The 16,120-nt window shown below is 36.0% G+C and carries 13 protein-coding genes and 1 tRNA gene; 7 read left to right on the top strand and 7 right to left on the bottom strand.

Going from position 1 to position 16,120, the window contains the following annotated elements; all coding sequences use genetic code 11:
- Positions 1-33: 33 nt before the first annotated feature.
- Entirely contained in the window at positions 34-309 is a 276-nt protein-coding gene (locus tag L5M40_RS14370) for a hypothetical protein (protein WP_220590753.1), read from the bottom strand.
- A complete protein-coding gene (locus L5M40_RS14365) occupies positions 306-1,595 on the bottom strand; it encodes a motility associated factor glycosyltransferase family protein (protein WP_220590752.1) in 1,290 nt (429 codons plus the stop codon). The genes L5M40_RS14370 and L5M40_RS14365 overlap by 4 nt, the downstream gene beginning before the upstream one ends.
- 242 nt (positions 1,596-1,837) lie before the next feature.
- On the opposite strand from L5M40_RS14365, the gene L5M40_RS14360 reads away from it, so the two are divergent.
- The 4 genes from L5M40_RS14360 to L5M40_RS14345 all read left to right on the top strand — a co-directional run bounded on the left by L5M40_RS14360 (position 1,838) and on the right by L5M40_RS14345 (position 9,377).
- Entirely contained in the window at positions 1,838-3,109 is a 1,272-nt protein-coding gene (locus L5M40_RS14360) for a tyrosine-type recombinase/integrase (protein WP_263256819.1), read from the top strand.
- A 258-nt stretch (positions 3,110-3,367) separates the two neighbouring features.
- Positions 3,368-4,945, top strand: coding sequence for a type I restriction-modification system subunit M (locus L5M40_RS14355; RefSeq protein ID WP_263256817.1), 1,578 nt, complete (start codon positions 3,368-3,370; stop codon positions 4,943-4,945).
- Positions 4,929-6,191 (top strand): restriction endonuclease subunit S, encoded by a 1,263-nt coding sequence (locus L5M40_RS14350; protein ID WP_263256816.1) that lies wholly within the window; start codon positions 4,929-4,931, stop codon positions 6,189-6,191. Before L5M40_RS14355 ends, L5M40_RS14350 begins: the two co-directional genes overlap by 17 nt.
- Before the next feature lie 3 nt (positions 6,192-6,194).
- Positions 6,195-9,377, top strand: coding sequence for a type I restriction endonuclease subunit R (locus L5M40_RS14345; protein ID WP_263256815.1), 3,183 nt, complete (start codon positions 6,195-6,197; stop codon positions 9,375-9,377).
- A 286-nt stretch (positions 9,378-9,663) separates the two neighbouring features.
- Here L5M40_RS14345 and L5M40_RS14340 read toward each other — a convergent pair whose 3' ends face one another.
- Positions 9,664-9,969 (bottom strand): hypothetical protein, encoded by a 306-nt coding sequence (locus tag L5M40_RS14340; protein WP_263256814.1) that lies wholly within the window; start codon positions 9,967-9,969, stop codon positions 9,664-9,666.
- Positions 9,970-10,300: 331 nt separating this feature from the next.
- On the opposite strand from L5M40_RS14340, the gene L5M40_RS14335 reads away from it, so the two are divergent.
- Positions 10,301-12,136 (top strand): zincin-like metallopeptidase domain-containing protein, encoded by a 1,836-nt coding sequence (locus tag L5M40_RS14335; protein ID WP_263256813.1) that lies wholly within the window; start codon positions 10,301-10,303, stop codon positions 12,134-12,136.
- Positions 12,137-12,164: 28 nt separating this feature from the next.
- On the opposite strand, the gene L5M40_RS14330 is transcribed toward L5M40_RS14335, so the two are convergent.
- Together L5M40_RS14330 and L5M40_RS14325 are read right to left on the bottom strand one after the other, a co-directional pair.
- Positions 12,165-12,485 carry a hypothetical protein gene (locus L5M40_RS14330; protein ID WP_263256811.1) on the bottom strand — a complete coding sequence of 107 codons (321 nt, stop codon included), beginning with the start codon at positions 12,483-12,485 and terminating at the stop codon, positions 12,165-12,167.
- Complete coding sequence (locus L5M40_RS14325) at positions 12,469-12,651, bottom strand: hypothetical protein (protein WP_263256809.1); 183 nt, start codon at positions 12,649-12,651, stop codon at positions 12,469-12,471. Before L5M40_RS14325 ends, L5M40_RS14330 begins: the two co-directional genes overlap by 17 nt.
- Before the next feature lie 214 nt (positions 12,652-12,865).
- Between L5M40_RS14325 and L5M40_RS14320 the strand changes: the two genes are divergently transcribed.
- Positions 12,866-14,128, top strand: a complete 1,263-nt coding sequence (locus L5M40_RS14320; RefSeq protein ID WP_263256808.1) for a hypothetical protein — start codon at positions 12,866-12,868, stop codon at positions 14,126-14,128.
- A 488-nt stretch (positions 14,129-14,616) separates the two neighbouring features.
- Positions 14,617-15,498, top strand: coding sequence for a hypothetical protein (locus L5M40_RS14315; RefSeq protein ID WP_263256806.1), 882 nt, complete (start codon positions 14,617-14,619; stop codon positions 15,496-15,498).
- Positions 15,499-15,622: 124 nt separating this feature from the next.
- Here L5M40_RS14315 and L5M40_RS22620 read toward each other — a convergent pair whose 3' ends face one another.
- Together L5M40_RS22620 and L5M40_RS14310 are read right to left on the bottom strand one after the other, a co-directional pair.
- Complete coding sequence (locus tag L5M40_RS22620; RefSeq protein ID WP_376711952.1) at positions 15,623-15,799, bottom strand: helix-turn-helix domain-containing protein; 177 nt, start codon at positions 15,797-15,799, stop codon at positions 15,623-15,625.
- Between the two features lie 231 nt (positions 15,800-16,030).
- Positions 16,031-16,106, bottom strand: a tRNA-Arg gene (locus L5M40_RS14310).
- Positions 16,107-16,120 lie beyond the last annotated feature (14 nt).

Raw genomic sequence — 16,120 nt, 5'->3', positions numbered from 1 at the left:
TATTTCTATCTACTTTTAAGTTGAAAACTCAGCTCAAATGGGTTTCTTTTGTAATAAACTGGGTATTTCGTATTCAAGAAAGTCCGCTAGTGCTAACCAGTCCTGATTTTCTTGGGCAGTTAGCATTGGAGGGATTATTTTAAATATTTGACTTTTAGCATCTGCATCTAATGTTTCAATAATAGGTTCAATTATATTTAGGCATTCTCTTAGTTTTTTTGAACCATCAGCTTCTTGTCCTAGCCTGAAATGATGTGCAGTGTTAATTAATTTATCTACTAGCTCTTGCAATCTTAGTTCATAATTCATCGATTAAAATCCTTAAACTGTGTCCCCTGAATTCGTGCACCTTCAAGGCTTGATTGATAAAATCTCACATTAGGCTTGGTCTTAATGTAATTTTCTAAACTACGTAGATAACCTCTGAAATTCAAGTCTGTTGGTACTCTTTTCCCTCGTCCATTCAGGATCCAATGTTTAGCATTCTTTATTTTTGGCCCTAATGAGCCATCAGGCCAAAATGTATGAGTTTTGTTTTTTGCATAGCAAAAGTCACAACCAAACATTGATATTTCATAAGCGCCTAAATAAATTGCTAAATCTATAATTGGATGAATAACACTACCATTAGTATATAAACGAAGTTTAGGGTAATAATTAGCCAAAGCGTCGTATTGTTTATGCTTTGAGTAAGCACAATATTTTTTCCCTTTCCATTGTTCTATTACTTCAGGCGCCAATTTAGGAAAGTATACTAATGAGATGTTATCTGTAGCTTCTATAGCGAAATGATCTAGGCGAATATTTATATCGATACTGATCACTATGTCGGGATAGATTCCATGGCTTACTAACCCTCTCAACGCAGTGTCTGCTGCAATCATTAATGGTCTTATACTGTCAGGTAACTGTTGCTGTTTAAAGAGATAATCGTAATGATCTTCAAGGGTTGGGCCTGATGCTATGACAAAACACTGTGGCTTGTTATATCGCTTTATTAACAAATTTGCGCTTGGATCATTTTCTATATTTTTTATATTGGCCTTAAATCGAGATTCAACTCTCTCATTATTAAGATGTTTTTGATTGGCATACTGACGATTTAATTCAAAGACGATCAAATCGCGGATAATTGCATTTTCATTGCTGACTAAATTGAGTTCAGGTGTTATTGCAATATATGGAAAACTCAGTGTTTTTCCTGCCTGTTCGTATAAGGTCACATTAGGATGACTTAGCCATTCTCTCTGATCGGTATAGCAAAGCAGTAACGCGAATACGGCTAAATTTAAAATACATACCTCAATACGAGCATAGTGAGGATTTTCAATCAGGAGGCTGGGTACATCACCCATACCAACTCCATAAACAGTCACCTGATGGCTTTTGCTTGGTAATGTTTTGATAAAAAGCTGTGCTTCGGCGATGCGGTCATGACGACTACTGAGCTGAATACCATTAACACTGATAGTTTGATTACGACCGTTGATAAGGTGAGCATCTAATTCATTGATGGTTTGGTTTTTAATCGCAGCAGCTACGATAGGCCAACGCTTAACGATAATATTGAGATTAGACGCAAATAGCTCGGTCATTCCGCTTCTCCGGAGGATTTCTAGGAGTTTGATATCACCAAGGTCACTATCTGGTCTCTCCACAGGGACTCGAACCAGACATATATTTATCAAGTACATAATTATCAAAACTCGACAAATCATTGTTTTTATGGGCTTTTATTGTATAATGATACAACTTGACATCACTTGTAATCACTTTGAAACCCTCCGCAAAGTAGGATAGAGTAGGATAACTCAAAAAAAGTAGGATTATTTGTATCATGGCAAAACTCAAAAGCGACAAAGATTTTACCATTGAAAAGCTAAAAAGCTTACCCGCTGTTTCAAAGCGCATTCGCTACAACGATCCTAAAGTTGAAGGATTAGTTGCCCGCAAATCACCATCAGGCCAGATCGTTTTTGCAGTTTACCGTAAGTTTAAAGGTAAACCAATTGAAGTCGATATTTGCAAAATCACAGATGATGTTTCCATCGAAATGATTCGAAACAAGGCGAGAGCGATAAACGGGCAAATCGCTATGGGAATCGATCCTCGGATCGAAAAGCATGCTCACAAAACAGTCGAAATCCAGAAAGATGAAAATGAAGATGATGGTGTTCTTACTTTTAGTAAAATTGTTGACTACTACATAACTGATTTTGAAAATTGCGTTAGGATGGATCTTAAGAAACCAATATCTCTTAAAGATGCAAAAGCTACATTCAAAAACCATGTTTTGCCGATTTATGCAGATAAAAAAATTGAAGATATAGATGCAACTTATTTTGAAGATACTTTTAAAAAGGATAATACGGTTGCCGTTTACAACAAAATTTTGACTTTTTCTAAGGCTGCATTAAATTTCGCTGTTAAAAAGAGAAAAATACCTTTTAATCAATTATTTGCATTAGAAAAACTAACGGCTCCCAGCGGTAGAACACGAGTGTTGAAAGAAGATGAAAAATATAATCTTTTCAAGGCGATAGAAGAAGAGGAGAAAATTATATATTCAGATATTGTTTGGATGATCATCGAAACTGGTGCAAGAAAACAAAACGTTTTATCGATGGTTTGGTCTGATATAGATCTTCTTGGTAGCACATGGACTCTAAAGGTAAAAAATGACGAAAATCAGCAAATTTCGTTATCAAAAAGAGCGACTGAAATTTTGCAAAGACGGATTTTAACAAAGAATTCTAAATTTGTTTTTCCATCAGATTTATCTAAAACAGGTCATATTTCAGAAAAAACGAGCGAAGGGGCGTTTTGGCGAAGGATTTGTAGGAGGGCAGGGGTTTACTCTAAAGATAGAAAAGAAAATCTTACCATTCATGACCTTAGAAGAACATTAGCTACAGAAATATATAATAATACATCTGATTTGGGTTTGACCCAAGGTGCGTTGGGGCATAAAAATTTGCAAACAACCAAAAAACACTATGCCCACTTAAATAATTCAAAAATCGTGAAAGCTGTACAGGATGTTAGTGATGAAAACTCTGATATTTTAGAGAAGGTTAGGGCTGATTTAGAAAATAAAACAACAACATAAAAGGTGCTATTAAATAATATAGTGGCAATAATAGGTTTTTAATGTTGGGCACATATCAAAAATGAGTTATTGATGCTGTGCAATGTGCTAACTATACCTATGCAGAGTTTTTTAACTTCCTTGAGTGACACTAAACAAATTGAAAAACATCATAAAATCAGCATTACCTTAGCGAATATTGTCCAAAATGTGATATCGTCATTGCATCTTTTGCGATGCTAAAGCATTGCAACATGCTTTCATTATTGGACTACATCAATGGCGAAGAAACCAGCAGTAAAGAAAAACGAAAAGTCATTTGAGGAAACACTCTGGGATGCCGCTAACAAGCTGCGTGGCAGTGTTGAATCCTCCGAATATAAGCATATTGTATTAAGCTTAATTTTCCTCAAATTCATCAGTGATACATTCGAGAAACAGCGCCAAAAGCTCATAGATGCAGGGCTAGAAAAGCACATTGATATGGTTCCTGCCTATACCAAGGATAATGTCTTTTATCTTCCAGAAGAGAGCCGCTGGAGCTTTATTCAGAAGCGCGCTAAACAAGAAGATATTGCACTAAAGATTGATAGTGCTCTCAGCACTATTGAGAAAACCAACAAAGCATTACAAGGTGCACTGCCTGATAACTATTTTTCACGTCTAGGGCTTGACGTCAGCAAGCTTTCTGCGCTGATAGATGTGATTAACAACATTGATACTCTAGCCAATCCGCACCAAGATGTGGTTGGCCGAGTTTACGAATATTTCCTTGCAAATTTTGCAATTGCAGAAGGAAAAGGTAAAGGTGAGTTCTATACGCCAAAGAGCATCGTTAACCTAATTGCAGAACTGATTGAGCCATACAAAGGTAAAATCTATGACCCTTGTTGTGGTTCGGGCGGTATGTTTGTTCAGTCAATGAAGTTCATTGAGAACCACAAAGGCAACAAGAAAGACGTTTCTGTGTATGGTCAAGAATACACAGGTGCAACTTATAAACTAGCGAAAATGAACCTCGCTATTCGTGGTATCTCTGCCAACCTTGGCGCAGCCGCCAAAGACACCTTTGCCAATGATCAGCACGAAACCCTAAAAGCTGATTTTATTATGGCAAACCCACCATTTAACCAGAAAGATTGGCGAGCTTCCGATGAGCTGGTTGATGATCATCGTTGGGACGGCTACGAAACACCACCAAGCAGTAATGCCAACTATGCTTGGATTTTGCATATGGTTTCCAAGCTGTCTGAAAATGGGGTCGCTGGTTTTATTCTGTCAAACGGTGCGCTATCAGGCGATGGGACAGAAAAAGCCATTCGCAAAAAGCTGATTGAAAATAATTTGGTTGAAGCGGTAATTATTCTGCCTCGCAGTATGTTCTACACCACCGATATCAGTGTCACCTTGTGGATACTTAACAAAAACAAAAAAGCGCATACAGTTCCGCACGAAGATGTCACTCGCAATTATCGTGATCGTGAAGAAGAAATTTTGTTTATGGATCTTCGTCAACGTGGTGAACCATTTGAGAAGAAGTATGTTCAGTTCTCTGAGCAAGATATTCGAGACTTTGCTGATACGCTTCATACTTGGCAGCAAGAAGGGGCGGAAGATAAGTACAAGGATATTGCAGAATATTGTTACTCGGCTAAGAAAGCTGAGGTTGCAGCCAAGGATTACTCGCTTGTCCCTAGTAAGTACATTGAGTTCATTAACCGAGATGAGAACGTTGACTTTGATGAAAAGATGGAAAGTCTAAGAAGTGACTTTAGTTCTCTTTTATCAAAAGAAGAACAATCGAAGAACGACTTACTAAATGTTTTTAAAGAGCTGGGCTATGAGATCAAACTATAAAAAGCTAGGTCAGTTTATTCGGGTTGTTGACTCAAGAAATAAAGAAAACCGTAAGGATAACCTACTTGGTGTATCAACCCAGAAGGTGTTTATTGATTCTGTTGCTAACACTGTAGGAACTGACTTTAAAAAGTACAAAATCGTCAGAAAACATCAATTCACTTACGTACCTGATACGTCTCGTAGAGGAGATAAAATCGGTATCGCAATGCTTGAGTCATTAGATCAGGCGTTGGTATCCCAAGCTTATACCGTATTTGAGGTTATAGACTCAAATCTGCTAGACCCAGAATATTTGATGCTGTGGTTTAGGCGACCTGAATTTGATCGCTATGCTCGATTTAAGTCTCACGGTTCAGTTCGTGAAATTTTCGATTGGCAAGAGATGTGTGATGTTGAATTGCCAGTCCCATCTATCGAAGAGCAGCGTGAAATCGTGCGTGAATACAATGTGGTGAATGACCGTATTGCACTTAACGAGCAACTTACTCAAAAGCTAGAAGATACCGCTCAAGCAATTTACAAACAGTGGTTTGTTGATTTCGAGTTCCCGATCTCAAAAGAATATGCAGAATCCATTGGTAAGCCTGAACTAGAAGGGAAGCCTTATAAATCTTCAGGTGGTGAACTCGTAATGTCTGGTGACTCCGAAATCCCAACAGGTTGGGAGCACTATCGGTTAGAGCAGTTAGTTGATCGAGTGTGTGTAGGTTTTGTCGGTACTTTACACTCTTCTTACTGTCGAGAAGGTGAAGGTGTCAGGTTATTAAGAACAACTGATCTCACAGATCAAGGTATGAGCTACTTTGACAACAAGTTTGTACTTCCTGACTTTCATAAGAAAAATAAAAAGTCTCAACTTAAATATGGTGATGTACTTGTTGCTCGTCACGGCTCAAATGGTATGCCAGTTATTTTTGATCGAAATGAGGAGGCAAACTGTTTGAATGTGATAATTGTGAAACCAGAGACTAGCAGAATGTCCTCTAAAGTAGTGCAAGTGTTTATGAAATCTGATTCGGCTGTAGAGCAGGTTAGAGGATCACTTAGAGGCTCTGTGCAAAGCGTATTGAATACCAAGATAGTAGCAGCACTCTCATTATCTTATTTCAGTGAGACAACCAAGAACTACGTTGATACTTCAATTTTTTCTACAATCCAAGAGAATATTCAAACGTTTAGACAAGAAGCTGAATTGCTGAAGAAAATGGAAAATACTCTGCTTACCAAGATCTCAAAGGCTTAATCAATGAAATTCACAGAAGAACGGCTAGAACAAGCCATTATTGAACTGCTAGGGAAAGAAGGCTATCCACACACTCATGGTGAGGCGATTGAGCGAGCACCTGAAGATGTGCTGATTAAGTCCGATCTTCGTGAATTTCTAGTGAAACGCTACCAAGTGGAAGCTATTACCACCTATGAAATAGAACAAGTCATCCATAAGCTTGAGTACCTTCTAGCCTCGGATCTCTACGATACCAACAAAGCCATCATGAAGTTTGTCTCTGATGGTTTTTTGCTCAAGCGTGAAGACGCAAGCCAGAAAGATTTATACATTCAGCTTATCGACTATGTTGATCTCGATAACAACTGCTACCGAATCGTTAACCAAATGGAGGTACAAGGCTATGAGCAGCGTATCCCTGACGGCATCTTGTACATCAATGGTTTGCCATTGGTAGTGTTTGAGTTTAAGAGCGCAATTCGTGAAGAAGCGACCATTTATGATGCGTATAAGCAGCTTACCACTCGTTATGACCGAGACATTCCTGAGCTATTTAAATACAACGCCTTGTGCGTGATTAGTGATGGTGTGAATAACAAAATGGGGTCTTACTTTGCCCCATACGAGTTCTTTTACTCTTGGCGTAAAATTACGGGTGAAGAGAAGCTAGACAAAGACGGTATTGATTCATTGTTTACTATGATCAGCGGTTTGTTTAACAAAAAACGACTCACTGATGTGATACGTCACTTTATCTACTTTCCTGATACTTCAAGCAAACAAGAAAAGATTGTTTGTCGTTACCCTCAGTATTACGCAGCAACCAAGCTTTTCGCCAATATCAAACAGCATATGAAGTGCTTTGATGAGCACGGTAAGCTGGTGAGTGGTGACCCTCTTCGTGACGGTAAGGGTGGTACGTATTTCGGTGCGACTGGTTGTGGTAAGAGCTACACAATGTTGTTTTTATCTCGCCTACTGATGAAAGATGTCGAATTAGGTAGCCCAACCATTATTCTCATCACTGACCGTACCGATCTTGATGATCAGCTATCAGGCCAATTCACCAATGCGAAAGGCTACGTGGGTGATCAGAATATTATCAGTGTAGAAAGCCGTGCTGAACTACGTGAACACCTGAAAGGGCGTAAAAGTGGCGGTGTATTCCTCACCACCATTCATAAGTTTACTGAAGATTTAGATATTCTCACCGAGCGAACCAATGTCATTTGTATTTCGGATGAAGCGCACCGTAGCCAGATAAATCTAGAGCAAAAAATTACCGTTACCGAAGACGGGGTGAAGAAAACTTACGGCTTTGCTAAGTATTTGCACGACTCTTTACCCAACGCGACTTATGTTGGCTTTACAGGTACACCCATTGACGCAACGCTTGATGTATTTGGCGCAATAGTTGATAGCTACACAATGACTGAATCGGTTTATGATGAAATAACTGTTCGTATCATATATGAAGGTCGAGCGGCAAAGGTTTTGCTCGATGGACGTCAACTTGATGAAGTTGAAAAGTACTATAAAGCCTGTGAAGAGGCTGGGGCGAACGAATATCAAATCGATAAAAGCAAAACTGCAATGGCGAGTATGTCTACCATACTTGGAGACCCTGACCGTATTAAAGCTATAGCAAAAGATTTTGTTGAACATTATGAAAGTCGGGTTGAAGAAGGCACGACTCAAAAAGGCAAAGCAATGTTCGTTTGTAGTAGTCGTGAAATCGCTTATCAGTTCTATAAAGAGCTGCTTGAGCTTCGCCCTAAGTGGGATGAAGTAAAAGTCTGTGAGGACGGTGCAACCCTATCAGAAAGCGATAAGAAGAAAGTGAAGCCGATGGAACGGGTCAAGATGATTATGACTCGTGACAAAGATGATGATAAAGAGTTGTGGAATAAGCTCGGTAGTAAAGAGTATCGTAAAGAGCTGGATCGTCAGTTTAAAAATGGCAAATCGAACTTCAAAATCGCAATTGTGGTCGATATGTGGTTAACGGGCTTTGATGTGCCGTTCCTCGATACCATCTACATTGATAAGCCTTTGCAAAAGCATAATCTGATTCAAACCATTTCGAGAGTAAACCGTAAATTTGAAGGTAAAGAGAATGGTCTGGTAGTCGATTACATCGGCATAAAAAAACAGATGAACCTTGCTCTTTCCCAATACACAGCAGGGCAAGATCAGAACCTAGAAGACATTAAACAGTCGGTCATTATCGTTAAAGATCACCTAAGTCTGTTGGGTGGGTTATTCCATAAGTTCGATTCAAAGCCATACTTCAATGGCACTCCCCTAGAGCAGTTACATTGCTTGAATGCCTCGGCTGATTTTGCACTCAGAACCAAGAAGTTTGAAAAGACGTTTATGGATCTGACTAAGCGTCTTAAATCGGCTTATGACATTTGTGTGGGAAGCAGTGAGCTGACCCAAGCCCATAAAGACAAGATTCATTACTATCTAGCTGTTCGAACCATAGTATTTAAAATCACCACTGGCGGTGCGCCAGATGTAGAGCAAATGAACCGCAGAGTAAGGGATTTGGTCAAAGATGCTCTGATCAGTGATGGAGTCGAAGAGATCTTTAAGCTGGGTGAGAAAGACGGTGGCGAGATTGATATATTCGATGATGATTATCTTGCCAAGCTGGAGATGGTGAAGCAGCCCAATACGAAACTTCAACTGCTTCAGCAAATGCTTGCTAAGGCGATTGGTGAGTTTAAAAAGACCAATAAAGTGAAAGGTGTCGATTTCACCAAGAAAATGAATATGTTGGTTGAAAAGTACAATGAGCGTGACGAAAAGAATGTACTTCGCTCGGAAGTAATCAATGATTTTTCAGATGAAATTATCAACCTTTACAATGAACTACGTGCTGAAATGGCTTCGTTTGGCGAAATGGGAATAGATTTTGAAGAAAAAGCATTCTATGACATTTTAATATCACTGGCGCATAAATACGACTTCAATTATCCCGAAGAAAAATTGACTGGTCTAGCTAAAGAAGTAAAAAAAGTTATTGATGATAAAGCTAAATACACTGACTGGAATAAGCGAGATGATATTAGGGCTGAATTACATTTTGACTTAATCATCCTTCTTGATGAGTGGGGCTACCCACCAATTGACCGTGATGAGGTGTATAAAGAGATTTTTGAACAAGCTGAAAATTTTAAGCGTAATGTGATTTTTTAATACAGAGGCATATCAGGGCAAGATCGCGAACGTTTCTTGAACGGAATTAGAGCGTTTAACGAGCTACCATAGTTCATTAAATCTTCATGGCTAGGATGGTTACTTGTTCTTTTTACTTGCGGGTAAAACTTAGAGTTAAAAAAGTAAGTACTCATGCGGTTGCCATGCGAGGAATATAGAGCTTAAAGTACCATGATATACACAAGAAAAATAAAGAGCCGTATTGTTACGGCTCTTTTTAAGAAGGTGGTTGAAATACACTTTTCTAAAGTATTATTTTCACGAACTATTCCTTACTGAGCTGTACTAAATAGTCGCCTAACTCTTGATTATTTCCCACTTCAACGACGGGTTCGTTCATTGACTGAGTCCAGCCTTCTATAATAAAGCTTCCATCATCGCTTACAATGGCAAAAATATACATATCACCAGATGTGAGTGTCAACTTCCATCTCGAATCGCCTTTAGGATTTTGATAATGTTCGATATCGATAAAGTGCTGCTCATCTTTGATGAACTGTTCCATGTTGTTTTTTGTAAGGTATTCAGTTTGAATTAGTACTTCTCTGATTAAGTTTTGATCTATATACATGTGTATCTCCTTTGATGTTTTTAATTATTTATTTTTACGGTTTGAAATGCATAATTTGTAGCGCGTATATCTTTCTCCTTATTGTTATTGTTTATCTGTAATTATCATATCAAGCGAATAAGTGTTTGTAACCTTCCGTTTTTTACGTTTTTGTGATAATTAATATTAAGTATGTGATAAATTAAAATAATTATTTTTAATTTATTTTAATTTGTCGTAAAGGTTGAAATTAATTTTTCTTATGTAACGATGTAAGTGTAGTGCATATTTTATTATTTAAAGTGAATTTTATTTAAGTTTTAGATTGGCACTTTTATTTTGGAGGTGTCATATGAAAAATTATAATGTTGAAATAGTAGAAAAAATTAAGGAAAAGTTTGTATCACTAAACAGGCTGGTTAAATCTATTAAGCAGTTAGACTTCTATATTAATCGAGGAAAAACGCCTGCTGATATAATAACCAGAAAAAAGTTTGACAGTTTTATTAAAGACAACGGCTTTACCAGCCTTTACATGCACGCCTGCTTGGATAGAACAGTATTGAGTGAAAATGATTTTAAATCAGTACAGCAGCGACTATCTACTATAGCTAACGAATCGATAGCGCCAAAATCCTTAACGGTGCTTGAACAAGTTGAAACGATGTATCGCAAATATATTGAAGCATTTGAAAGCACTGATACAGAGTATCAGTTTAAGCTGCCGTGGAGTGAACATGTGATTTACGGGAACCCTAAAAATGCGAAAACGGGTCAACTTTATACAGGTAATAATGCTATGTTGTTGTCGATGCTTCAGCAGGAAATGGGGCTAGAAACACCGATTTTCCTTAATAAGCACAATCTAGATGAACTGGGCTTGGTTGAGCCAGAAACGCCTTTATGCATTGGTCAAAAGGTGGTTGAGCTTTACGTGAATGACAGTTTGCAAAGCGATGACCCGAAAAAATGGCTCAGCTATAAACGATATATGACTCTGGCGGATTCAGAACAGGAGCATTACCGAGATCAAAAGGTACTGAGGTTATTTGAGCTATACCATGCTTCTCAATTTGACGCAGGTTTGGATGATAATGACCTATATAAAAAGTGGGTTAAGGACTTCAGAGAAACAGCGTTATTGGCCGAGTTGAAAGCCTGCCGTACTGACGATGAAAGAGAGAAGCTGTTTAAACCGAGAATCCTCGCGGCAAAGGCGTTGTTACAAGGTGCATTAATCCAGATGGGTGTGCCGCTTATATCTCATCCGAAATCCTGTTACTACAATATTGAGAGAGATGAAATTTCTATGGTCGATGAGGCTCGCTTTACAGGTGAACATTGTCTGTTAGCTTATACTGGAGTTTTGGCGCATGAAATGAGTCACTCAACTGGTCATCAAAGTCGTTTAGCTCGTAAATTCGGCCACACCTTTGGCTCAACTCAATACGCTTTTGAGGAAGTGATCGCAGAATCATCATCCCAGCAGTTGATGAAGCGATTTAACTTGCCTGGCGTGTTAGATAAAGCGTCAGCGAAATACATTCATGCTTGGTTGAAGCGTCAGAAGACAGATTCGAATAAAGACTTTTTGAGCATTGCTTGTACTAAGGGGAAACTTGCCGCTGACTACATTGTCGTTAAAGGGCGAGAATATCAAGCTACACTGGTTGAGCAATTTGATTCAGATGCTTTCAGACTTTCTATTCAAACTAATGACTTTGAGCCGTCAGTTAAGACCCTTTTTATTGCTGAGTATGTGAATACCACTGCTAGTAAAGCATTAGATAGTTATTTGGTGAAGCGATTTAGTCAAGTGGGGTTGTTTGAACTGCTAGAGACTGCACATGAAGTCAATGAATCTGATGAACAGCGTTTTATATTAGAGGAAGATTTTTATCACTTTTTACAGCAGCACTATGGGATCTCTGCTTTAGCTGCATATGACGCTGGTACTTTGTGTGATAAGTTCGGTTTGGTGGATATCTTTGATAACGATGTGGATCAGTGTTTCTCATCAGATACAGTGATTGACCGCTTTAATCGTTGTTATGGGCAAGAGAAAGTGCCTTATTATATAAATAAGCTACAAGAGCAAGGGATTGACCCAAATGAAAATTCAATACTCACTGACTCAAACTATAATCAGTTGAATAATAAAATTATTGGTAGATCTATGAGGATATAATTTTACAGCTGAAATACATGTATATGGTTCAAGGTTTTCTGGATGTTTTTCTGCGAGGGTAGTATAGACGTTGATCTAATGCTTTATTTGCTAGTTTAATAACTACAGCATCGATGTATTTTATAATGTTATTTTGAAATGCTGGATTTAGTTGTAATTTTTCAAACTGTTCATCTGATAAGTTGAAAATATTTTTTATCTTTTTCATCAGAATTATATGATAAAAATGTATAAAGTAAATTAGATCAAAATTAATATTAGAATCATGATGATTAAGTTGCTCACTATGAATAGAATAAAAATGGTCTATAAGACTTTTTGCTTGGTCGATTTTATTTCCTAAATCCATTACCTGTACCTTTAGATTTCCCTTCCCCCTTACTACTATTGTCCTTATGTTTATTTAAGAAACGCTGTTTTAATAGCCAGTCGTGAATGTTCTTTTCATATTGTGGATCATAAGTGATATTGACTCTTGAAATATCTTCATTACTGTTTTTTCTTTTGTTATCCATATTTTCCTCTTTTTTAAATGCTATAAATTAAATTGTTGCATGAAATAAATATTTTTCAAGTCAATATTGTGTTTTTTAGAACAAGATTTTAGCTTCGCAGAACACACCTTTGGAACAAAGTTTTAGTGTGTTAAAATTTTATTCTAAATCGCTATTGAAATAATATATTTTTCTGAGATGTTTAAAGTATATATAATAATAAAGGTGGTTATTAATGAGTGATTTTATATCTGTTAGAACTGCATATTATAAAGATCAACAATGTGAACTATATAAAAAAAGGAAAATATGGGCTAAAGACGAAAAGGGACTTTTACTAAAGAATAAAGATGGTAGATCTTATAAAGTTTTTGAAACAAAAACTGAAAAGCATAAAGGAACCATTGAACTTTTAGATCATATACTTCGACTGGGGAATACTAAATCATTAAATCCAAATAAAGGTCTTTCTTATTTAAATATTAATTTTGTTGGATCTGGTTTTGAACATTTAGATCTAATTGATGTTTATAATAAAGTAAAACTTGATTTTGAAGCTGATACTGGCAAAAAATCAAGAAAAGATATGAATGCTACTCTTGAGATGATTGTTATTTTTTCTGAAGAACAAATTGAATTTTTAGAAAAACAGCTTAAATTAAAATATCCTAATTTAAGTCAATCGGACATACAAATTAAATTAGCAAAAGGTCTTGAGAAAAGATTAAAAACACATTGCCAAGGTGAAGAAAGTGTACATGGCATGAAATTTATGGGTGGAGCTTTACATATGGACGAAGGACACGTTGATCAAGCAAGTGGTAAATGGAAAAGAAACATTCATGCACACTGCTTGTTCTTCAATTATGATTTTAAGTTCAAGAGACAGCCTTTAAAGCCACTTTCTTCACATCAACCATACATACGTCAGTCTTTAGCAGATTCGAAGCGTGATGATGATTTGAGAGCTTCAAATGACGAAGAACTGACCAAGTATAAACTCAATCAAAATTTTGTAGCTATGCAAGACCGAGTTGCAGAAAGTTTCAAACATTTGGGTTTTAGGCGCGGAATATCTAAACAGATTACGAATGCAGAGCATAAAGATAAATCTGTTTATGTTCGAGAAGAAAAAATAAAAAGAGAAATTAGGCAGAAAAAACTTGAAGAAAATATCAATACAGTTTTAGAAAGGCAAAAAATTGAAATTGAATCTAATGGAAGTATAATAAAATCACAGAGAAAAGAAATGACTAACTTAGAGAAAACACTAGAATCAATTAGAAATGTTTATAATAAATTCCAATTATGGTTTAAAGAAATTAGTTCTGGAGGTTTGTCAAATATTATTGAAAAAGCTGCTGATGAAGTTGTAACAGCGTCTATACATGCAAATATTGTTTATAATGAAGAACAAATTAACGCAATAAATAATGCTGAAATTTCTGCTGAAATTGATAAAAAACAAAGATTATCTACTAAATTTAAAAAAACTTAATCAGATGTTTAATAGTTAAAGTTCAATTAAATATAATCAAGCTTTTCATCAGATAAAAAGTGAACGAAACGAAACAAACCCTGTTTGTGTAGTGAAGTGAATTAAATAGTGATCAATATACAAAAGTTAGTTAACGATAATGTAATCTCAAGATAAGTTAACAAGCAGGTTTAGAAAGGTTAAAAACGGTTACAGACTTTGAAAACCATGCACAACAAGGGCTACATCAATATTTTGTGGCTACTTTTTTATGATTCGTGGCTGCTTTTTTATGATTTGTGTGCTCCTTCTTTATCTTTACGATGAAATCAATCATGATTGTCGTGTGTTTCTTTTTTACTTGTCTAGTTGTTAAAATAATAATTCAAGCTACTACTTATATTTATTAGCTCAATAAAAAGTTTAAAATAATTATAAATTTATTGTGTGCTACTGTTGACAACGTATTTAAATGTGATATCTATTACTTATAACTATGGAACATTAATATGAAAAAAATAAAAAAAAGCACAGAATCTATGCAGTTATCATCAATTATACATGCGCCAATTTTCGCGACATCAAATTACAAAGTTGATGAAAATTCAAGAGGGTTAGTTAGTTATGATATTTCAAGAACTAAAAATGAAAGAGTTGTTTATAACGGTTTAGAGTTGAATGCATCGGATGACTTTCCTTTATTTGCTATTATAATTAGCAAATATCAACAGTATAGAAAATTTAGTATTTCATTAACTGATAAAGAATTGTTTGAAGCATTGAAACTATCAAAAGCTTCAAGAACTGAAGCTAAGAGAAAAGTATTAGTAAAGAGAATAAAGCGATTAGAATTTTGTCATGTTGAATTATTCTTTTATAAAGACGGATGTGATGATGTGGATAAATATACAACTAGATTGTCATTTCCACTTTTTCAAAGCACTTTTTATGATACTGAATCTAAAGAGATTAAAATTGAATTGAGCAGGAAATTAGGCGCAATAGCTACTGCTGATTTTTCTGAAGAATTGATCGATTTGACTGTGTATTACAAAATAAAAACGCAGTACGCAAAAGCTGTATATCTTTATCTTCAGACTAAAAAATTCAAAAGACAGAGCTGTTTCTATGTCGATTTATATAAGTTTTTAGAGCGTTTGGGTCATTCAAAAATGGAAAATAGAGAAAAAAAGAGAAAGTTAAAAATTGCTCTTGAGCAGCTTGTATCTTTAAATCATATTAGTGGTTTCGAGTTTGAAAAAATCAATGATATTGATAAAGTTAAAATTATAAATAAAAAGAAAAAGAAAAAGGAGACGGAAAACAAAAAAATCAATGATGCAGTTGTTCTTGTCGATGAAATGAATTCAGATGCTATAGAGCGAATGTAGAAGTCTAGTGAGTCTTAAATTTTTACTGATACTGATTTTTAATATAGACTGAAAAGCCGCTATTCAGCGGCTTTTTATTGTTCAATGTAAAAGTTCATATTTTTGACTCTTTTTTATTGAATGACTATGAGATTTGTTTGGTGTTCGAATTGACAAAATCAACTAGATCTTGCTGATTGTATCTTACACCTCGACCAACTTTCGAAAATGGGATTCTCGCGTTTCTGGCTGATCGCCAATTGGTAAGCGTTCTCGGTGAAATTTTTAAAAAAGTTGCGGCTTCTTCGTTCGTTAATAACATCATTTCCATCATAACCCCTTATTTTTTTGTTTGTTTTTTTATAATCAAATTGACATTTGATTTAAAGTAATATAACAAAAAACCATAAAAAAGTCAAATAACATAATGCTTTAACAAAATCAAGTATTTATTTTCAATTTAGGAAGAAAAAAAAGATATAAAGATATAAAGTAGGATATGAGTAGGATAAAACGAAAACTTGCTTGTAACTGATTGATTTATATAGGCTGTTGGTCTCTCCACAGGGACTCGAACCCCGATCGGCCGCTTAGGAGGCGGCTGCTCTATCCTGTTGAGCTATGAAGAGACGACAGTGATTAT

Origin of the sequence: Shewanella sp. SM68 (assembly GCF_025653925.1) — a bacterium.
In the GTDB taxonomy this organism is placed as follows: Bacteria; Pseudomonadota; Gammaproteobacteria; order Enterobacterales; family Shewanellaceae; genus Shewanella; species Shewanella oncorhynchi.
This window is presented reverse-complemented; position numbering and strand designations above follow the sequence as displayed.

Excerpts from the sequence above, each read along its gene's own strand:
- L5M40_RS14350 (WP_263256816.1), top strand. The coding sequence starts at position 4,929 with ATGAGATCAAACTATAAAAAGCTAGGTCAGTTTATTCGGGTTGTTGAC.
- L5M40_RS14355 (WP_263256817.1), top strand. The coding sequence starts at position 3,368 with ATGGCGAAGAAACCAGCAGTAAAGAAAAACGAAAAGTCATTTGAGGAA.
- L5M40_RS14345 (WP_263256815.1), top strand. The coding sequence starts at position 6,195 with ATGAAATTCACAGAAGAACGGCTAGAACAAGCCATTATTGAACTGCTA.
- L5M40_RS14325 (WP_263256809.1), bottom strand. The coding sequence starts at position 12,651 with ATGGATAACAAAAGAAAAAACAGTAATGAAGATATTTCAAGAGTCAAT.
- L5M40_RS14335 (WP_263256813.1), top strand. The coding sequence starts at position 10,301 with ATGAAAAATTATAATGTTGAAATAGTAGAAAAAATTAAGGAAAAGTTT.
- L5M40_RS14340 (WP_263256814.1), bottom strand. The coding sequence starts at position 9,969 with ATGTATATAGATCAAAACTTAATCAGAGAAGTACTAATTCAAACTGAA.
- L5M40_RS14320 (WP_263256808.1), top strand. The coding sequence starts at position 12,866 with ATGAGTGATTTTATATCTGTTAGAACTGCATATTATAAAGATCAACAA.
- L5M40_RS14365 (WP_220590752.1), bottom strand. The coding sequence starts at position 1,595 with ATGACCGAGCTATTTGCGTCTAATCTCAATATTATCGTTAAGCGTTGG.
- L5M40_RS14315 (WP_263256806.1), top strand. The coding sequence starts at position 14,617 with ATGAAAAAAATAAAAAAAAGCACAGAATCTATGCAGTTATCATCAATT.
- L5M40_RS14370 (WP_220590753.1), bottom strand. The coding sequence starts at position 309 with ATGAATTATGAACTAAGATTGCAAGAGCTAGTAGATAAATTAATTAAC.
- L5M40_RS14330 (WP_263256811.1), bottom strand. The coding sequence starts at position 12,485 with ATGGATTTAGGAAATAAAATCGACCAAGCAAAAAGTCTTATAGACCAT.
- L5M40_RS22620 (WP_376711952.1), bottom strand. The coding sequence starts at position 15,799 with ATGTTATTAACGAACGAAGAAGCCGCAACTTTTTTAAAAATTTCACCG.
- L5M40_RS14360 (WP_263256819.1), top strand. The coding sequence starts at position 1,838 with ATGGCAAAACTCAAAAGCGACAAAGATTTTACCATTGAAAAGCTAAAA.